Origin of the sequence: Jatrophihabitans sp., from assembly GCA_036389035.1 — a bacterium.
Lineage (GTDB): Bacteria > Actinomycetota > Actinomycetes > Mycobacteriales > Jatrophihabitantaceae > Jatrophihabitans_A.
In genome coordinates this window covers 39,828-58,949 of the sequence record DASVQQ010000017.1, presented here as the reverse complement: position 1 = coordinate 58,949, position 19,122 = coordinate 39,828, and the positions used below count along the sequence as shown (strand labels likewise).

The 19,122-nt window shown below is 70.8% G+C and carries 17 protein-coding genes; 10 read left to right on the top strand and 7 right to left on the bottom strand.

Annotated features, from left to right (window positions below):
• Window positions 1-89: 89 nt before the first annotated feature.
• Window positions 90-368 (bottom strand): DUF5999 family protein, encoded by a 279-nt coding sequence (locus VF557_12100; protein ID HEX8080948.1) that lies wholly within the window; start codon window positions 366-368, stop codon window positions 90-92.
• A 227-nt stretch (window positions 369-595) separates the two neighbouring features.
• Entirely contained in the window at window positions 596-1,072 is a 477-nt protein-coding gene (locus VF557_12095; GenBank protein ID HEX8080947.1) for a hypothetical protein, read from the bottom strand.
• 81 nt (window positions 1,073-1,153) lie between these two features.
• On the opposite strand from VF557_12095, the gene VF557_12090 reads away from it, so the two are divergent.
• On the top strand, window positions 1,154-2,590 hold the full coding sequence (locus VF557_12090) for a GuaB1 family IMP dehydrogenase-related protein (GenBank protein ID HEX8080946.1): 1,437 nt from the start codon (window positions 1,154-1,156) through the stop codon (window positions 2,588-2,590).
• A 101-nt stretch (window positions 2,591-2,691) separates the two neighbouring features.
• Window positions 2,692-3,753, top strand: a complete 1,062-nt coding sequence (locus VF557_12085) for a cation diffusion facilitator family transporter (GenBank protein ID HEX8080945.1) — start codon at window positions 2,692-2,694, stop codon at window positions 3,751-3,753.
• Here the strand turns inward: VF557_12085 and VF557_12080 are convergent.
• Window positions 3,685-7,509: an ABC transporter ATP-binding protein gene (locus VF557_12080; protein HEX8080944.1), complete on the bottom strand. Its 3,825-nt coding sequence runs from the start codon at window positions 7,507-7,509 to the stop codon at window positions 3,685-3,687. The genes VF557_12085 and VF557_12080 overlap by 69 nt on opposite strands.
• Before the next feature lie 73 nt (window positions 7,510-7,582).
• On the opposite strand from VF557_12080, the gene VF557_12075 reads away from it, so the two are divergent.
• A complete protein-coding gene (locus VF557_12075) occupies window positions 7,583-7,756 on the top strand; it encodes a hypothetical protein (GenBank protein HEX8080943.1) in 174 nt (57 codons plus the stop codon).
• Between the two features lie 126 nt (window positions 7,757-7,882).
• Entirely contained in the window at window positions 7,883-8,251 is a 369-nt protein-coding gene (locus VF557_12070; GenBank protein HEX8080942.1) for a peptidase inhibitor family I36 protein, read from the top strand.
• A gap of 32 nt (window positions 8,252-8,283) precedes the next feature.
• Here VF557_12070 and ligD (VF557_12065) read toward each other — a convergent pair whose 3' ends face one another.
• The gene (gene ligD / locus VF557_12065) at window positions 8,284-9,198 is read right to left on the bottom strand and encodes a non-homologous end-joining DNA ligase (protein HEX8080941.1); all 915 of its coding nucleotides are present in this window, start codon (window positions 9,196-9,198) and stop codon (window positions 8,284-8,286) included.
• The gene (ligD, locus tag VF557_12060) at window positions 9,188-10,111 is read right to left on the bottom strand and encodes a non-homologous end-joining DNA ligase (protein ID HEX8080940.1); all 924 of its coding nucleotides are present in this window, start codon (window positions 10,109-10,111) and stop codon (window positions 9,188-9,190) included. Before ligD (VF557_12060) ends, ligD (VF557_12065) begins: the two co-directional genes overlap by 11 nt.
• Window positions 10,112-10,170: 59 nt before the next feature.
• On the opposite strand from ligD (VF557_12060), the gene VF557_12055 reads away from it, so the two are divergent.
• The 3 genes from VF557_12055 (at window position 10,171) to VF557_12045 (ending at window position 13,772) form a co-directional block, all read left to right on the top strand.
• Window positions 10,171-11,160: a Ku protein gene (locus tag VF557_12055; GenBank protein HEX8080939.1), complete on the top strand. Its 990-nt coding sequence runs from the start codon at window positions 10,171-10,173 to the stop codon at window positions 11,158-11,160.
• A gap of 200 nt (window positions 11,161-11,360) precedes the next feature.
• The gene (gene trpS, locus VF557_12050) at window positions 11,361-12,350 is read left to right on the top strand and encodes a tryptophan--tRNA ligase (GenBank protein HEX8080938.1); all 990 of its coding nucleotides are present in this window, start codon (window positions 11,361-11,363) and stop codon (window positions 12,348-12,350) included.
• Window positions 12,351-12,398: 48 nt separating this feature from the next.
• Window positions 12,399-13,772 carry a hypothetical protein gene (locus tag VF557_12045; protein HEX8080937.1) on the top strand — a complete coding sequence of 458 codons (1,374 nt, stop codon included), beginning with the start codon at window positions 12,399-12,401 and terminating at the stop codon, window positions 13,770-13,772.
• 14 nt (window positions 13,773-13,786) lie between these two features.
• Here the strand turns inward: VF557_12045 and VF557_12040 are convergent, their stop codons facing one another.
• Window positions 13,787-14,599, bottom strand: coding sequence for an exodeoxyribonuclease III (locus tag VF557_12040; GenBank protein HEX8080936.1), 813 nt, complete (start codon window positions 14,597-14,599; stop codon window positions 13,787-13,789).
• A gap of 92 nt (window positions 14,600-14,691) precedes the next feature.
• On the opposite strand from VF557_12040, the gene VF557_12035 reads away from it, so the two are divergent.
• The 3 genes from VF557_12035 to VF557_12025 all read left to right on the top strand — a co-directional run bounded on the left by VF557_12035 (window position 14,692) and on the right by VF557_12025 (window position 17,737).
• Window positions 14,692-15,579, top strand: coding sequence for an alpha/beta hydrolase (locus VF557_12035; protein HEX8080935.1), 888 nt, complete (start codon window positions 14,692-14,694; stop codon window positions 15,577-15,579).
• An 85-nt stretch (window positions 15,580-15,664) separates the two neighbouring features.
• Entirely contained in the window at window positions 15,665-17,380 is a 1,716-nt protein-coding gene (locus VF557_12030) for a phospholipase D-like domain-containing protein (protein HEX8080934.1), read from the top strand.
• A gap of 42 nt (window positions 17,381-17,422) precedes the next feature.
• Window positions 17,423-17,737 carry a protealysin inhibitor emfourin gene (locus VF557_12025; protein ID HEX8080933.1) on the top strand — a complete coding sequence of 105 codons (315 nt, stop codon included), beginning with the start codon at window positions 17,423-17,425 and terminating at the stop codon, window positions 17,735-17,737.
• 23 nt (window positions 17,738-17,760) lie between these two features.
• Here VF557_12025 and VF557_12020 read toward each other — a convergent pair whose 3' ends face one another.
• Window positions 17,761-19,047 (bottom strand): ROK family protein, encoded by a 1,287-nt coding sequence (locus VF557_12020; protein HEX8080932.1) that lies wholly within the window; start codon window positions 19,045-19,047, stop codon window positions 17,761-17,763.
• Window positions 19,048-19,122 lie beyond the last annotated feature (75 nt).

Genomic DNA, 19,122 nt, shown 5'->3' with positions numbered 1-19,122 from the left:
CGAACATGGAACTGCTCACCGGCCGCGGCCGGTGAGCAGGGATGCGAGCGGGTTGCTGCCGCGCCAGCAGGCGCGACGGGTGGAGCGGATCAGGCCACTCGGTGCAGCGCTGCCGCGGTCAGTTCGGCACGGCGAGCCTGCACGCAGTGCCCGTCCGGCAGGATCTCACCGCTGTCCTCGAAGAGCACGATGCCGTTGCACAGCAGGCTCCAGCCTTGCTCCGGGTGACAGGCGATCACGTGCGCGGCGTCCCGGTCCAAGCCGTGCGCGTCAGGGCACCGGGGCTCGTGGGTGCAGGCTCCACGGGTGACCGGATGCGGCGAGCTGATCCCTAGATCGAGCTCCGGCGAGTTATCGAAGTGACTCATGTGCCTGCGTCCTAGCTTCGTCAGTGTCTATCTGGTGTCTATCGGATCGTGGTGTAACGCACATCAATCTTGGCTCATTCCGAGAACGATTACAGCTCCATTCCTGCGATGGCACGCAGTCGTTCTCGAATTGAAATCTTAACACTAACCCAACGCCATGTTGTCCGGATTTGTCAAGTGAAGTGCCTCTAGATTCCCTCAAGGTCTGGTGTTCGAGAGCCCCCTGCTCAGGTTCGGCCGGCCTGATCCTGGGCCTGGGACAGCACCGGTGACGAGGGCATCCAGTCGGCCAGCACCACCGGAAAGCCGGCCTTCCCGGCCGCGGCGATCACCCTGGCGTCATCGTCGACGAACAGCCGCACCTGCCGGCCCGAGTCCCGCAGCGCGGTCAGCTCGGCCACCTTGAGCACCGGCGCCGGCCGGAAGTCGCGGTGGCCCCGCATGATCAGCTCGGTCACCGGCAGCCCGCGGTCGGCCAGCCAGTCGCGGGTCACCGCTCGCAGCGAGTTCGGCCGTCCGGTGAGCCAGACGATCTCGTGGTCATCGACCGCGGCCAGCACCCGGTCGATGCCCTCGGCCAGGCCCGAATCCCCGGCCGCCGCGGCGAAGAACCCGGTCCAGTCCTTGGGCTTGCGCTCCAGGTGGTGCAGCCGGTGGCGGACGTCGGCCACCACGCCGTCGATGTCGAAGACCGCGATACTCACTCCCACCACAGTACTTACCGCCAGCGGCACGCCGGGCCCAGCCGGGAAGGGCCGGGCCGCGGTCACTAGACTGTTGCAAACGTGGAGTTTCTCAACGGCCTGCGGCCGTCTCATGACCTGACCTACGAGGACGTCTTCATGGTCCCTAGGTCCTCCGACGTGGCCTCCCGCTTCGACGTGGACCTGTCCACCAGCGACGGCAGCGGCGCCACCATTCCGCTGGTGGTGGCCAACATGACGGCGGTGGCCGGCCGGCGGATGGCCGAGACGGTGGCCCGGCGTGGCGGGATCACCGTGCTGCCGCAGGACATCCCGGTCGACGTGGTCGCCGAGGTCGTCGGCTGGGTCAAGCAGCGCGACCTGGTGCACGAGACGGCGCTCACGCTGGCGCCGACCGACACCGTCTCCGACGCCCTGGCGCTGCTGCCCAAGCGCGCTCACGGCGCCCTGGTGGTGGTGAGCCAGGGCCGTCCGGTCGGAGTGGTCACCGAACGGGACTGCGCCGGGGCGGACCGGTTCGCCCAGCTCTCAGAGGTGATGTCGAGCCGGTTGCTGACCCTGCCCGCCAAGACCGGCGCCCGGGAGGCGTTCGACCTGCTGGCCGACGAGCACCGCAGGCTGGCGCCGGTGGTGGACTGCGACGGGGTCCTGGTCGGGGTGCTGACCAGGACGTCGGCGTTGCGCTCCACGCTGTACGAGCCGGCGGTGGACGCCGCCGGCCGGCTGCGGGTCGGCGCGGCGCTGGGCGTCAACGGCGATGTGCGGGCCAAGGCCGAGCGGCTGCTGGCGACCGGCATCGACCTGCTGGTGATGGACACCGCGCACGGGCATCAGCACCGGATGATCGAGGCGCTGGCCGCGGTCCGCGAACTCGATCCGACAGTGCCGGTGGTGGCGGGCAACGTGGTGTCGGCCGCCGGCACCGTGGACCTGATCGAGGCAGGGGCCGACATCGTGAAGGTCGGGGTCGGTCCGGGCGCCATGTGCACCACCCGGATGATGACCGGCGTCGGCCGCCCGCAGTTCTCGGCCGTCCTGGAGTGCGCCGAGGCCGCCCGCGCGCTCGGCAAGCACGTCTGGGCCGACGGCGGGGTGCGGCATCCACGCGATGTCGCGCTGGCGCTGGCGGCCGGAGCCTCGTCGGTGATGATCGGCTCGTGGTTCGCCGGCACCTACGAGTCCCCGGGCGACCTGAAGGTGGCCGCCGACGGCCGCGCCTACAAGGACAGCTTCGGAATGGCGTCGGCGCGCGCCGTGGCCAGCCGGACGTCGGCCGAGTCGGCGTTCGACCGGTCCCGCAAGGCCCTGTTCGAAGAGGGGATCTCCACCGGCCGGCGCTACCTGGACCCGCAGCGGCCCGGCGTCGAGGATCTGATCGACGCGATCATCGCCGGCGTCCGGTCATCCTTCACCTACGCCGGCGCCCGGACGATCGCCGAGTTCGCCGAGCGCGCGGTCGTGGGGGTCCAGAGCAGCGCCGGTTACGCCGAGGGCCGGCCGCTGCAGTCCGGCTGGTGACAGGCCTGGTGACTCGGCTGGGGACGCGGCTGGGGATCAGGACCGGCGATCGGATCCGGACGCGATTGACGCCGCGCCGCGGGCCGACTCATGCTGGGGCGGTGAACCCCACGCCCGCGACCGGCCACCCGCACGGCGGCTCCCAGCGCGGGTCCCAGCCGCACGGCTCGCACTCGCACGGATCGCACTCGCACGGATCGCACTCGCACGGTTCGCACTCGCACGGTTCGCACTCGCACGGTGGGCCCGAGGCCGACCGCCGGTGGCTGTCGGCCGCGCTCGCGGTGATCGTGGTGTTCCTGGTCTGCGAGGTGGCGGTCGGGCTGGCCGTGGGCTCGCTGGCCCTGCTCACCGACGCCGGTCACATGCTCACCGACGCCGCCGCCCTGGCGGTCGCCATCGTCGCTTCCGGCATTTCGCAGCGCCCCGCCCGGGGCGCCTACACCTATGGCTTCACCCGGATCGACGCCATCTCGGCGCAGGCCAACGGCATCACGCTGCTGCTGCTGGCCGTGTGGTTCAGCGTGGCTGCGGTACGGCGGTTGTTCGACCCGCCGGACGTGCCGGGCGCGGCCGTGCTGATCGTGGCCCTGATCGGGATCGCGGTGAACCTGCTGGCGGTGATGCTGGCCGCCCGGGCCGACCGATCCAGCCTGAACGTCCGCGGCGCGCTGGCGCACCTGATCACCGACCTGTGGGCGTTCGTGGCCACCGCCATCGCCGGTGCGGTGATGATGCTGACCGGCTGGACCCGGGCCGACGCGGTGGCCTCGCTGGTGGTCGCGGCGCTGATGGTGCACAGCGGGGTGGCGCTGGTGCGCTCGGCCGGGCGGGTGTTCCTCGAAGCCGCGCCGACCGGCACCGACCCGGGCCAGGTGGGGCGCTCGATGGCGGCGGTGCCCGGCGTCACCGAGGTGCACGACCTGCACGTCTGGGATCTCGGGGCCGGCGAGCCGGCGCTGTCGGCCCACCTGGTGATCGATGCCAGCTATGACTGCCACGAGGTCGCCCGGGCCGTGCGCCTGGTGCTGGCCGACACCCATCGAATCGACCACGCCACCCTGCAGGCCGATCACCAGCACGGTGACCGGCCGCTAGTCGATGACGACTGCGCCCTCGGCCGGCACGGGCCCGGCTACGTCGGCGACGCCGTCGATCACTGAGCCATCCGACCCGGCGAGGTAGGAGCGCCACAGCCGGGCGTAGCTGCCGCCGGCGGCCAGCAGGCGCTGATGGCTGCCGTCCTCGATGATCCGGCCGTCGTCGAGCATCACGATCCGGTCGGCGCGGGCCGCCGTGGTCAGCCGGTGCGCAACCGTGACCGTGGTCCGGTGCCGGCTGAGCCGCTGGGTCGCCTCGGTGACCAGGGCCTCGCTGGCCAGGTCGAGCGCCGCGGTGGCCTCGTCGAGCAGCAGGATGTCGGGGTCCACGAGCTCGGCGCGGGCCAGTGCGATCAGCTGCCGCTGGCCGGCAGAGAGGTTGCGGCCGCGCTCGCCCACCTGGTGCCGGTAGCCGCCGCTCAACGTCGCCACCATCTGGTGCGCCCCGACCGCCCTGGCGGCCCGCTCGACCTCGGCGTCGGTGGCGTCCGGCTTGCCGTAGGCGATCGCGTCGCGGATCGACCCCGGCGACAGGTAGGCCTCCTGCGGAACGATGCCCAGGTGCTGGCGGTAACCGGGCAGGTCCAGCTCGCGCAGGTCCCGGCCGTCGACCTCGACCACGCCGGCGGTCGGGTCGTAGAACCGGGCGATCAGCTTGACCAGGGTGGACTTTCCGGCGCCGGTCTGACCGACCAGGGCCACCGACTGCCCGGCCGGGATGTGCAGGTCGATGCCGCTGACGGCCGGCTTCGCCGTTGCCAGGTAGGCGAAGTGGACGTCGGTCAGGCTGATCTCACCGCGCAACGCCGGCACCGGCAGCGGGGCCGGTGGCTCCGGCGTGCCGGTCGGGGTGCGCAGCAGGTCCTTCAGCCGGGACAGCCCGACCGAGGCCTGCTGGTAGCCGTCGAAGACCTGCGACAGCTGCTGGACCGGTCCGAAGAAGGCGTCCAGGTACAGGAAGAAGGCGATCAGCGAGCCGACCGAGAGGTTGCCCTGCGCCAGCCGGTGCGCGCCGAAGGCCAGCACCGCCGCGCCGGACAGGTCGGCCAGCAGTTGGACGAACGGAAAGTAGGTCGCGATGTAGACCTGGGCCCGCAGCCTGGAGTTCCGGTAGTTGCGGGCGGCGCCGAGGAAGGCGTCGGCGTTGTGCTGCTCGCGGCTGAACACCTGCGCCACCCGGACGCCGGCCACGTTCTCCTGGAACTGGGCGTTGACCGTGCTGACCCGCTCGCGGGCCTCGACGTAGGCGGGCACCGACAGCCGCCGGAACACGATGGTGGCCACCATCAGGATCGGCAGCGCCACCACCAACACCAGGGCGAGCTGGGCGTCGAGCAGCAGCAGCGCGAACAGCACGCCGATCAGGGTCAGCAGGCTGATCAGCGCCGAGGACAGCCCGGTCTGCAGGAAGTTCGACAACGCGTCCACGTCGGTCGTCATCCGGGTCATGATGCGCCCGCCCAGCTCGCGCTCGTAGTAGTCCAGGCTGAGCCGTTGCAGGTGCGCGAACGCCTTGACCCGCAAGGTGTAGAGCAGCCGCTCGCCGGTGCGCCCGGTCAGCCGCTGGCCGGCGGCGCTGACCGCCCAGTCCACCAGCAGCACCGCGAGGGCGATCGCCGAGACGGCGAACAGCACCTCGGACTGGCGCTCGGCGACGCCGCGGTCGATGCCGGTGCGGATCAGCAGCGGCAGGGTCAGTTGCAGCACCGCGTCCAGCCCGATCAACCCGATGCCGAGGGCGAAGGCCAGCCGCAGCGGCTTCAGCAGCCCGCGCAGGCTGAACCGGGGGTCGGCGGCCTGGGCGGCGGACTCGTCGATGCCCGGGTGGTCGGTGGCCGGCGGCAGCGCGGCGACCTTGGCCAGCAGCTCTTCCGAGGCCGGGACGGCGTCGAACAGCCCCCGGCCGCCACCCATCGCACCGGTCTCGGCGGCTCGGCGCACCCGGTTCGAGGTCGCCTCCACCGGGTCGGACTCGACCGGGCGCCACAGCGCGGTGCTGACCCCGTCGACGACCTCGGAGTCCACCGGCTCGGCGCTGGTCAGCTCGCCCGCGTCGATGCCCTCGGCGTCCTCGCCCGGGCCGCCCAGCAGCAGCCGGAACAGCGCGCACCGCTCCATCAGCTCGTCGAAGCTGCCGATGTCGGCGACCCGGCCGTGCTCAAGCACCGCGATCCGGTCGGCCAGCGACAGCGTCGAGCGGCGGTGCGCGATCAACACGGTGGTGCGGCCCCGGATCAGCTGGCGCAAGGTGGCCAGGATCTCGGCCTCCACCCGGGGGTCGACCGCGCTGGTCGCGTCGTCGAGCAGCATGATCCGCGGATCGGTGAGCAGCGCCCGGGCCAGCGCGATGCGCTGGCGCTGACCACCCGACAGGGTCAGGCCGCGCTCGCCCACCACGGTGTCATAGCCCTGCGGCAGGTCGGCGATGAACTCGGCCGCCTCGGCGGCCTCTGCCGCGGCGACGATCCGTTCCTGGCTGGCGTCCGGGCGGCCGTAGGCGATGTTGGCGGCGATCGTGTCCGAGAACAGGAAGCTGTCCTCGAAGACCATCCCTATGGTGGCGCGCAGCTCGGCGAGCCGGACCTGGCGCACGTCCACGCCGCCGACGCTCAGCGAGCCGGAGTGCACGTCGTAGAAGCGGGGGACCAGCATCGCCAGGGTCGACTTGCCCGATCCGGCGCCGCCGACGATCGCGACCGTCTCGCCCGGCTCGATGCTCAGGTCCAGGCCGCGCAGCACCGGGTTGGAGCGGGTGTAGCCGAACTCGACGCCGGTGAACCGCAGGCCGAGCGGGCCGTCGGGCAGCGGTCGTGGGTCCTCCGGATCGCGCACCTCGGGCGAGGAGTCGATCACCTCCAGCACCCGCTCGACGCCGGCCCGGGCCTGCTGGCCGATGGTCAGCAGCGCGGTCACGCCCCGTACCGGGCCGACCATCTGGCCGAGGTAGGTGGAGAACGCCAAGAAGGTGCCCAGGGTGATCTGGCCGTGCAACGCCAGCCAGCCGCCGACCAGCAGCACCCCGACCTGGCCCAGCGCCGGCACCGCGGTCAACGCCGAGGAGTACTTGGCCTGCAGCCTGACCACCCGCATCCGCTCGGCGAACAGGGTGCGCGCCCGGCGGCTGAGCTCGAGCACCTCGCGGTGCTCCTGCCCGAAGCCCTTGACCACCCGGACGCCGGTGACCGCGGCCTCCACCTGCCCGACCAGCTCACCGGCCTGCAGCTGGGCCGACCAGTTGGCCGGAAACAGGTCACGCCCGGACAGCCGCGCGATGAACCAGAGCGCCGGCACGATCCCCAGCACCACCAGGGTCAGCACCGGCGACAACCACACCATGGCGAACAGTGAGATGAAGAACAGCAGGCCGTTTCCGGTCAGCACCGGCAGAAAGGACAGCAGCCCCTGCACCAGGCCGACGTCGCTGATCGAGCGGCTGACCACCTGGCCGGTCTGCAGGGCGTCCTGGGCCGCGCCGTCCAGCCGTTGCAGCGATTTGAAGACATCGGCGCGCAGGTCGTACTGGACGTCGAGGGACAGCCGGCCGGCGGTGAACCGGCGCAGAAAGGTCAGGCCGTACTGGAGCAGCGCGGCGCCGACCAGCAGGGCCACCCAGGGCGCCACCGACGGCCGTTGCAGGCCCGGTTCCACCGGCTGGCTGACGATGTCGACGACGTGCTTGACGATCAGCGGTACGGCGGCCAGCACCAGGGCGCCGGCAAGCGCGGAGCCGAAGGCGCCGAACAGGTCGAACCGGTGCCGCATGCAGTAGCCGGTGAGCCGGCGAAGCCAGGACGGCGAGCTGGCAGGAGACGGCGGCACCGGGCCATCCTATTCCGCCGATGCTTAGGCAGGTGAAGTTTCTTCTGCGCCTGCGCCGGGTTAGCCTCGGCACATGATCCCCGGGCTGTGCGGGCAGTGCTGCCATGCCCGCCTCAACCAGACCCGGCGCGGCCCGGTGTACCTGCGCTGCCAGTTGGCCAGCGTGGACGAGGCATTTCCGCGCTACCCGCGGCTGCCGGTGCTGCGCTGCGCCGGGTACCAGCCGGTCGAGGAACCGACCGAGTAGCAGGGGCGCACTGTGCCCCCAGAACCCGTTTTCCTGACAGGGGATCCCCGCTCCGGCTGCTACCGTCCCCTCGCAGCATCCCCCTTACTCGCTGATCGGATCAGGTTCGCGCCAGAAGGAGTCGTCATGCGTATCAAGCATCTGCTCGCCGTTGCCTCGATGGGGGCAGCCATGGTCGTCGCAGTGGCGCCTCCCGCGTCAGCTGCGACTGGGTATGACCGTTGCCCCTCTTTGAGGATGTGCGTGTTCACCGGTCCCAATGGGTCTGGCGCGATTGCGTACTTCGCGAATGGAGACGCCAACCTCGGGGACAGCGTGGGGCCGGTCGGAATGAACAACGACATCGAAAGCATCTGGAACCGAAGCGGGCACACCTGGGAACTGTTCGACGGCGTCGGGTACTCCGGAACCAGGTGGGTGTCACATCCCTATGTCGGCCACAACAACGTGATTGCTGCTGCTGCCAACAGGGTGAGCTCGCTCCGCGACACCTAGAAGCGCGGCCCCGGGTGCGCGGCTAGGCGCCCTCAGACCGGCAGCCGGGCGGCGCCGTTGAGCAGCCCGGCCGCCAGGTCGCCTTCGGTGTCCACCCGGCGCAGCACCTCGGCGGTGTCGAGCTGCTTCAACCCGGGCGCGGCCAGCTCCTGCCAGGTGCGCGGCGCGGCCACCCAGGGCCGGGCCCGGCCGCGCAGCGAGTACGGGCAGACGGTCGTCTTGGCGGGGTTGTTCTGGCTCCAGTCCAGCAGCACCTTGCCGTCGCGCACCGCCTTGGACATGTTCGACACCATCAGCCGCGGCTGGCTCTTGGCCAGTGATTCGGCCAGCCGCTTGGCATAGCCGATGACGACGTCGGCGCGCTGCGAGCCGTCCAGCGGCACGTACAGCTGCAGCCCCTTGCTGCCGCTGGTGACCGGGAACGCCGGCAGGCCGTCCTCGGACAGCCGCTCCTGGATCAGGTGGGCCGCCTCGGCGCACTCGGCCAACCCCGCCGGCGGCCCCGGGTCAAGGTCGATCACCAGCCGGCTGGGATTGCGCACCGCGCCGCGCGGGCCGACCGTCCACTGCGGCACGTGGAACTCCAGGGCGGCCAGGTTAGCCATCCAGATCAGGTCGGCGGTCTGCTCCAGCACCGGAAAGACCAGGGTCTCGCGGTTACGGGAGGAGCCCGGGGTGGGCAGCTTGACGGTGCGCAGCCAGGACGGCGCGTAGCTGGGGGTGTTCTTCTCGAAGAACGGCTTGCTGTCGACGCCGTCGGGCCACCTGATCCGGGTCACCGGGCGGTCGGCGAGCTGGGGCAGCAGCACCGGCGCGATCCGGGCGTAGTAATCCAGCACCTCGGCCTTGGTGGTGCCGGCCTCGGGGTAGAGCACCTTGTCAAGGCGTTTGAGCTTGAACTGGTGGCCGTCGACGCTGACCAGCTGCTCGTCGGGCTCAGGACTCACGCCGCACCTCGCCGGGCTCCAGGTCGGTCCGGACCCCCCGGAACACCGGTTGGCGCAACCGGTCACAGGCCGTCCAGCCGAGGTGGCGCACCTCGACCACGACAGCCGGCTCGCACCAGGTGGCGCCGGTCGCGTCCAACGGAGGCACCTCGGTGCTGAACGGCGGCCCGGCCAGCCGCAGTGGCCCGAGCAGCCGCTTGAGGTCCTGGCCGGCGGTCCGGCTGATCCCGCTGCCGACCCGGCCGGCGAAGCTGAGGCCGCCGGAGCCGTCCGGCATCCCGAGCAGCAGCCCGCCGATCTGCTCCGGTGCGCCGGTCTCCGGACGCCAGCCGCCGACCAGGCACACCTGGTGCAGGCGGTGCGCGGTCTTGACCCAGTCCGGGCTGCGCCGGCCCGGCTGGTAGGTCGAGCGGCGGCGCTTGGCCACCACGCCTTCCAGCCCCTGGTCCAGGGTGGCGGCCAGCAGCGCCGGGCCGTCGTCATAGATCGGTGACCGGCGCCAGGTCGGCTCCGGCAGGCTGAGGCGGTCGAGGCTGGTCCGGCGCTCGACCAGCGGCCGCTGGATCAGGTCGACGCCGTAGAGCCGCAGCAGGTCGAAGGCCATCACCGTGACCGGCTGGGTCCGGGCCAGCTCGCGGGCCCGGCGCTCGTCGGCGATGTGCATCCGGTCGGCCAGCGCGGCGAAGGACGGCACCCCCTCGCGCAGCGCGATGATCTCGCCGTCGATCAGGGCGTCCTTGACGCCGGCCAGCACCGAGTCCAGCTCGGGAAAGCTGACGGTCACGTCCCGGCCGGTTCGGGACAGCAACCGCAGCCCGTCGGCGCTGACATCGGCCAGTACTCGCATACCATCCCACTTGACTTCGTGCTGCCAGTCCTTGCCAATTGGCTGTGGGCCGGGTGTGGCGAGCATCGGTCGCATAGGCTCATGTTTCCTGTGAGGACAAGTCGGCGCCACCGTGAGGAGTAGGTATGAGAGCCATCTGGAAAGGTGCGGTGTCTTTCGGGCTGGTGAACGTGCCGGTGCGGTTGTTCGCCGCCACCGAGGAGAACGATATCCGCTTCCACCAGGTGCACCGCGAGGACGGCGGCCGGATCCGTTACAAGCGCACCTGCAGCATCTGCAACGAAGAGGTCGCCTTCGAAGAGATCGCCAAGGGCTATGAGACCAGCGACGGTCAGCTGGTGATCCTCACCGACGAGGACCTGAACCAGTTGCCGGTCGCGACCAGCCACGAGATCGACGTGGTGGAGTTCGTGCCGAGCAACCAGGTCGATCCGATCCTGTTCGCCAAGACCTATTACCTCGAGCCGGACGCCAAGGCCGCCAAGCCCTACGCCCTGCTGCGAGAGGCGCTGATCGAGACCGAGCGGATGGCGATCGTGAAGGTGGCGTTGCGGCAGAAGGAGACGCTGGCGGTGTTGCGGGTGCGCGACAAGGCGATCCTGCTGCAGACCATGCTGTGGCCTGACGAGATCCGCAAGCCGGACTTCGCCGTGCTCGACGCCGACGTGGAGTTGCGCCCGCAGGAGCTGAAGATGGCTGCCTCGCTGGTCGAGAGCATGGCCTCGGACTTCGAGCCGGAAGGTTTCAACGACACCTACCGCGAGGCGGTGATCGAGCTGATCGACGCCAAGCTCGAGCGTGGCGAGTCCGCCCAGCTGCCTGACACCGGCAAGAAGGAGAAGGCCGGCAAGACCAGCGAGGTGGTGGACCTGCTCACCGCCCTGCAACGCAGTGTCGACCGGGCCCGCGGGGTTCCCACCGACGACGCGGCCGAGACCGGCGACGGGGCGAAGAGCGCTGACACGGCCAAGGCCGCTGACACCGGCAAGGCGGCTGACACGGGCAAGCCCGCGAAGAAGGCCGCGGCCAAGAAGGCGCCGCCGGCGAAGAAGGCTCCGGCCAAGAAGGCCGCGGCCAAGGCTCCGGCGAAGAAAGCAGCATCCAAGAGCGCCTGAGCCGCGCCGCGACCGCGCGATCCTTGCTACCGTGAGGCCATGTCGAGCTGCCTGGCGTCTGTTCAGCGCAGCTGGCGGCCGTCCGCGTAACGGACGGCGCCGCGCCCACCCCTGATCAACCAGCAAAGGGGCCGTCCTGCCGGACGGCCCTTTCTGTTGTGCTCCCGGCTGGACGCCCCTCCTTTCGTAGGAGGAAAACGATGACGATGACTACCCCGCCGGTGACCGGCCGGGTGCTGACCGGTGACCGCCCCACCGGCGGCCTGCACCTCGGGCACTACTTCGGCACGCTGGCCAACCGGGTCCGGCTGCAGCGCCAGGGTTGCGAGCTGTTCGTGGTGGTGGCCGACTACCAGGTCATCACCGACCGCGACCGGCCGGTGAGCCTGCCCGAGCTGCGCACCTCGATGGTGCTGGACTACCTGGCCTGCGGCATCGACGCCGACACCAGCGTGATCTTCGCGCACAGCGCGGTGCCGGCCCTGAACCAGTTGCTGGTGCCGTTCCTGTCGCTGGTGAGCACCGGTGAGCTGGACCGCAACCCGACCGTGAAGCAGGAGATCCGGACGGCGGGCCGGCCCAAAGTGAACGGGCTGATGATGACCTACCCGGTGCACCAGGCCGCGGACATCCTGTTCTGCAAGGCGGAACTGGTGCCGGTGGGCAAGGACCAGCTGCCGCACCTGGAGCTGACCCGGTCCATCGCGCGCCGGTTCAACGACCGCTACGGCCCGGTCTTCGGATTGCCCGAGGGCTTGCTCGGCGAGGTCGGCACGTTGCTGGGGCTGGACGGGCGCAAGATGTCGAAGAGCCTGGGCAACGGCATCGCGCTGGCCGATGACCCCGACCAGGTGGCGGCCAAGATCCGCCGGACTCGGACGGACTCCGAGCGCCGGATCAGCTACCAGCCGCGGAGCCGGCCCGAGGTCGCCACCCTGCTGACCCTGGCCGGGCTCTGCCTGGGCCTGGATCCGCGGCTGGTCGCCGAGCGGATCGGCGCCGGGGGAGCGGCCGAGCTGAAGCGGGTGGTGATCGACTCGGTCAACGACCTGCTGGCCCCGATCCGGGCCAGGCGGGCTCAGTACGGTCCTCCGGACGCCGTCCAGATCCTGCGACGCGGCGCCGAACGAGCCCGCGAGATCGCCGATCGGACCCTGGCCGAGGTGAACGCCGCGATGCGGATGGACTAGTAGTAGCATGGTGTGCGCATACCTGCGCATACGATGAGGATGGTTGTCATGGGTCGAGCGAACGTCTACCTGCCGGACGATCTGGAACGCCGGGTGAAGGCAGCCCAGATCCCGATCTCGGAGGTGTGCCAGCGCGCGCTGCTCGCCGCTGTGGAGGCCGCCGAAGGCACGGGCCACCCGTTCGACCAGGAGGTCACCGCCCAGTACCAGCGGGGCTGGCAGGCCGGGTTGCGCTGGCCGCAGCAGGCATCCCAGGAGGCGCTGCTGACGCTGCTGCGCGACCAGCGGCTGGCCGAGATCCCGACCGAACTGCTGCCGGCGGACCAGTACTCCCTCACCCAGGAGCAGGCGCTGGCCTGGGAGGCCGGCTTCATGGAGGCCGCCCGGGCGACGGTCAAGATCGGGCAACCGACGGCCGGTGAGACGGCCGAGCCCCCGTCCTCGTCTTCCACCGCGTCCGCGCCGGAAGGCTCGGAAGGCTCGGAAGGCTCGGAAGCAGCGAGCGAGCCGGCCGAGGACGCCGGCGGCCCGGCCACCATTTCGACCACCAAGCGCTCGGCGGCCGACGAGCTCGGCGATGACTCGGGCTGCCAGATCGGCGTGACGCTGGACGGCCACGGGGTGTCCTTCGATCCGCACGCGGCGCTGCGGGCCGGCAAGAGCCCGGTGTTCGCGGTGCTCGGCCAGGCCGACGAGCGCGCCCGGCTGGTGCTGAGCGTGGCGCAGGACGCCGCGGCCCGGGGAACCGGCGTGGTGCTCGTCGACCTGTCCGGCCAGCTCACCTCGCGGGCCGCCGGCCTGGGCAAGAACGTCCGGGTGGTGCGCCGGTCCCAGACGGCCATTCCCCGGATCGAGGACCTGGTGCAGGGGGCGGTCGGGCTCGGCGGGCTGTGGGACACCGTGGCCGGCCTGTCCCGAGGCACCGGCCTGACCGAGATGTTCACCGGCTCGTCGGACGAGCGGATCGAGCCCGGCTACGTCACGGTGATCGGGCTGGCCGGTGACAGCCTGGCCTCAGCGCTGCCCGCCATGCAGATCCTGGGCCAGCTCGCCTCGAAGGCCGACTTCCCCCGGTTGCTGCACGTGGACCTGCCGGCCGGCATCACCGTGCCGGCGCCGTTCGCCTCCCGGCTGGGCCGGATCGTGCGAACCGCCCGGCAGCAGAACGCCGCCGTCGGGCTGTCGGCCGAGAACGCCGACACCGTCGGCCAGCTCGCCGCAGGCGGCTCGTTGCTGTCCACCGCGATCGCCTTCGCGACCAGCAGCCCGGCCGAGGCCGACCGGCTGCGCAACCTGCTCGGGGTGGACGCCCCGATCCTGGTGAACCCGCCCGGGACCTCGGTGCGGCACAGCGACGAGACCTGGGTCGTGATGCGCGACCTGCACGGCCGGCTCGGCCAGGTCCGGATGGAGGGCTGGTAGCCCGACGCCGATGGCTAGTCGGTCAGGTCCAGCACCAGCGGCGCGTGGTCAGACGGGCCCTCGCCCCGCCGGGCGTCCCGGTCGACCCACGCCGAGGAGACCCGCCGGACCAACGGGTCGTTGACCAGCGCCAGGTCGATCCGCATGCCCCGGCCCTTCTGGAAGCCGAGCATCCGCATCTCCCAGAAGGTGTAGGGCGGCCGGGTGTCCTCGGGGTCGATCGAGGCACGCGGCATCAGGTCCACCAGCGGGTCGGTCGGGCTGGCCTGCTGGATGGCCGCGACCGCGGCGCGTTCGGGCGCGCTGACGTGGGTGGAGCCGTCGAAGGCGACGATGTCCCAGACGTCCTGGTCCAGAGGCGCCACGTTGAAGTCACCGAGCAGCCCGTAGGGCGTGCCGGCGCCGAGCGCGGCCCGCTCCGCCGCGCACTGGGCGCGGACCGCGTCGAGGAACCGCAGCTTGTACTCGAAGTGCTGGTGGCCGACCGTCCGGCCGTTCGGGACGTAGAGCGACCACAGCCTGATGCCGGCGCAGGTCGCGCCGAGGGCGCGGTCCTCCACGGCCCCGTCGAAGGACGGCTGCCCGGGCAGCCCGCGGGTGACGTCGGACAGCCCGACCCGGGACAGGATGCCCACCCCGTTCCACCGGCCGCTGCCCAGGTGCGCCGACTCATAACCCTGGGCTTCGAGCTCCGCTGCCGGCCAGGACTGCTCGGTGGCCTTGGTCTCCTGGACCAGCAGGACGTCGGGTTGGCGCAGCTCCAGCCAGGACAGCAGCCGTGGCAGCCGGGCCTTGACCGAGTTCAGGTTCCAGGTCGCGATGCGCATCCGTCGATCCTGTCACCGGCCGACCCGGCTCTGGACGCCGGATCATCGATTCGGCGCACCGACTTAACGCGATCTCGGGCAGAATCGCTGGAATGGCACACCGACTGACCACCATCAAGGCAGCTGACGGGCGCGACCTCGGCGTCGCGCAGTGGGGTGACCCGGACGGCACTGCGGTGCTTGCCCTGCACGGCACTCCGGGCTCGCGGTTCGGCCGTCCCCCGGACGAGGACGGGCTCACCCGCGCCGGGTTGCGGGTGGTGACCTATGACCGGCCGGGCTACGGGGTCTCAGACCGCCGGCCGGGGCGGCGGGTGGTCGATTGCGTCGAGGACGTGGCCGCCATCGCCGACGCGTTGGGCATCGACCGGTTCGCGGTCACCGGCGGGTCCGGCGGCGGGCCGCACGTGCTGGCGGTGGCGGCCAGGCTCGGTGACCGGGTGACGGCTGCCGAGTGCCGGGTCGGCGCGGCGCCCTTCGACGCCGAGGACCTGGACTGGTGGGCCGGCATGGATCCGGAGAACGTTCGGGAGTTCGGCTGGGCGGTCGAGGGTGAGCAGGTCCTGCAACCCAACCTCGCACGGCAGGCCGAGGCGGACCTGGCGCGGATCGCGAAGGATCCGTCCAAGATCCTGTCCGATGACTGGCAACTCGCCGACGCCGACCGGGACAAGCTCGCCCGCCCCGACGTCCAGCGGGTGTTCGTGGAGGACATGCGCAGCGCCTATGCGGCCGGAGTGTGGGGTTGGGTCGACGACGACCTGGCTTTCGTCACCGGCTGGGGCTTCAGCCTCGACGAGATCAAGGTGCCGGTCACCGTGCGCTACGGCTCGCAGGACGTCCTCGTCCCGGCCGGTCATGGCGCCTGGCTGGCCTCGCACGTTCCGGGGGCGACGGTCGTCGTCCACACCGAAGGCGGCCACCTCTCCGACCCCGACACCAGGATCGAGGAACTGCGCGCCCTGGTCGCGGCCGGCTGACGCGCGAGCGGGTTCCCCGCTAAAGCGCCTTCGCTCATACTGCATTGTGACAATGGTGCGCTCGCCACTCGGGCTGGGGGTTGCTGTGCGACGGCAAGTTGAGAACGGCGGGCTCACGGTCAATGCCATCGCCGGCAGTCGCGCGGTCTTCTTCGGCTTCGACCTCAGCGATGAGGCCAGGGACGGCTGCCTGGGAATCGCCTTGCACCGCGAGGATCTCACCGCTCAGAAGTCCCGTTGGCTGTCAGGGTTCAAGACCTTCAAGTCCCAGGTTCCGGCGCCGGCGCTGACCGCGATCTACCAGACCGAGGCCCAGCCGATCCAGGCCATGTGGTGGGGCGACTACACCACCGAGCCGGGACACCGGTACCGCTATACGGCCGTGCCGCGCTACGGCGCACCGGGAAAGCTGACCAGCAGGGACTCGGTCTCGGCCACGGTCGACATCACCACCAACGACCCGGGCACCGGCGCCCACGGCGTCTACTTCAACCGCGGGGTGGCGGCCAGCCAGGCCTACGCCGCCAAGTTCAACGCCCCGCCGGACAAGCTGCCGCCGGACACGCGCGCCGCGGCCATGAAGTGGCTGTCCCGCGGTCTGCACGAGGCGCTGATCGCCTTCATCACCGACGACACTTCGCCGTCGGTGGCGATCCGGGCCGCCGTCTACGAGTTCACCGAGCCGACCGTGCTGGCCGCGTTCGCGCAGGCGCATGCCGCAGGCGCCGACGTGCGCATCGTCTATCACGCAGACGGGGAGCAGGGGCACCGCAACGAGGCGGCGATCCAGGCGGCCGTGCAGGCGGTCGACTTCGACCGCTCGGTGCTGATCCCGCGCACCCGCGCCCAGATCGCGCACAACAAGTTCATCATCCGGGCCGACCGCCGGGCCGGCCGCGGTGACGACACGATCGCGCCGGCGCAGGTGTGGACCGGATCGACCAACCTCACCCAGGGCGGCATCTTCGGCCACTCCAACGTCGGGCACGTGGTCCGCGATCCCGAGGTGGCGCAGCGCTTCCACGACTACTGGACGCAGCTGTCATGCGATCCGGCCAGGGCGGTGCTGAAGGCCTGGACCGACGCCCACAGCCCTTTCGACGCCGGGGCGCTCGCCACCACGGGCATCCACACGCTGTTCAGCCCGCGCACCGCCATCGACCCGCTGGACTGGTATGCCACCGGCTTCGCCGCGTCGCCCTCGAGCACCCACATCACCCTGCCGTTCGGGCTGGACGACGATCACTTCGAGGCGCGGCTGGCCGAGGCCCACACACCCGGTGTGCTGCGCTTCGTGCTGCTCAACCGCCGCGACAACAACCAGCGCGTCTGGTCGAGGGACCCGCTGGTGCAACTCGCGGTGGGCGCCACCGGCACACCCGACTCGCTCAGCGGCTGGGCGGCCGAGCACCTGACAGGATTCAACGAGCACGTTGAGTACCTGCACACCAAGATCCTGCTGCTCGGCCCGCTCAGCCGGACGCCCACCACCATCTCGGGCTCGGCGAACTTCTCCACCGCCTCGACGACGAGCAACGACGAGAACATGCTGGTCATCACCGGTGACACCGACGTCGCCGATGTCTATTTTACCGAGTACAACAGGGTGTTCGACCACTTCTACGCCCGGTGGTGGGCTCAGCGGCTGACGCGGCGAGCTCCTGGCGCCCACGACTACCTGACCGAGGACGCCAGCTGGCAGGAGCCGTACTGGCAGCGAGGAAACCGGAAGTACGCCAAGCGGCTTCTCTACTCGGGCAATGACAGCAGCGGCGGGCCCACCGACCCCGATCGAGATTGACCAACTATTGCCTGCCCGTTCTCACCGAAAGCGTGATTGATGATGCAGATTACCGTTAACAAGACAGGCGGTTTCGCCGGGGTGAACCAGCGGTTGGGGCCGGTCGAGACCTCCAGCCTCGATTCCGGGGTCGCCGACCAGGTGCGCCGGATCGTCACCGAGTCAGACTTCTTCCACCTGCCGGAGGACCTGCAAGGAGCGCCGGTGTATGACGGCTTCCACTACGCCGTTCAGGTTCTCGACGGCACTGCTGAGCACACCGTGATCCTCGCGGGCATGTCGGATGATCCCGTGGTGGCCAGGCTTCACGAGCTGATCCACTTGCTGGACGAGGCAGTCGGTTTCCAATGGATCTGACAACCGGGCGCCGGCGCACCGGCTCAGGCGGCGACGCCGTCGTCGGACAGGTCGGGCCGTCCGGCCGGTGAGCCGTTGGAGATCCACTGGCCGAGGCATTCGGGGGAGAAGAGCTGGTCAGCCACCAGGAACGCCGCGCCCAGCAGCCCGGCGCGGTCACCGAGCGGTGAGGTCTTGATCCGCAGATCGCGCGCGCTCAGCGCCGTGGAGCGGCCGTAGACCGTTCGACGCAGCTCACCGAGAAAGATGTCTCCACCGGAGCTGACCTGCCCTCCGATGACGATGAGCGAGGGGTTGTAGAAGTTCACCAGGGTCGCCAGCACCCGGCCGACCAGCCGGCCCGACCGGGTCAGCAGGGCCAGGCTTGCCGGGTCACCGGCGCCCGCGGCGGCTGTCACGTCGCGAGCGGTGATGCTGCCGGTGGCGGCCAGCACCTGCGCCAGCGCGGCGCTGCGCCCGGACTGCGCGGCCGTCAGCCCGTCGCGGCTGAGCGCGTACCCGCCGGCCAGCGCCTCCAGGCATCCGGTGTTCCCGCAGCGGCACAGCACGCTGTCGTCGTCGAGCACCGACACGTGGCCGATGTCGCCCGCCGCTCCCTGGGCGCCGCGGTGCAGGCGCCCCGCGGAGATGAGCCCGGCGCCGATTCCGGTGCCCACCTTGACGTAGAGCAGTTCCAGCTCGTTGCGGCCTATTCCGGTGCGCAGCTCGCCCAGGGCCATGACGTTGACGTCGTTGTCGACCCAGGCCGGCGCCTGATAGGTGGCTGAGAGCCGGTCGCGCACCGGGTAGCCGTCCCAGCCGGGCATGATCGGGGGCGCGATCGGGCGTCCCTTGGAGAACTCGACCGGCCCGGGCAGCCCGATCCCGACACCCCACACCGGCACCGGGACCGGCCGGTCGGCCAGCAGCTCGTCAAAGATCTGCTCGAGCCGGGCCAAAGTGGCTTCCGGGCCGGCCGCGACGTCGCAGGCCTCGGTCCGCTGGGCCAGCGGCACCCCGTCCAGGTCGCTGAGGCCGGCCTGCAGCTCGGTCGCGCCCAGCTCGGCCACGAGCAGGCAGCCGACCTCGGCGCGAAAGCGCAGCTCACGGGAGGGCCGCCCCCCGGTCGACGGCGCCAGCCGGCCTTCGTCGAGCAGGCCGGCGTCGATCAGCTGGGTCACCCGCTGGCTGACGACATTGCGGCCCAGGCCAAGGCGCCTCGTGAGATCCGGGCGGGTCGGCAGCCCGCCGCCGCGCACGGCGGCAAGTACCGCGGCAAGGGAGTCGACCTGCTCGGCGGCCAGGCCTTCCGCTAGCTCCTTCGTGCTCATGCGTCACCTCGTTTCGTCGCGTCAGATCTTTGCATGGACCCGTTGAAGACGAGTTAAGTAAGTCTCAGGTAAAAG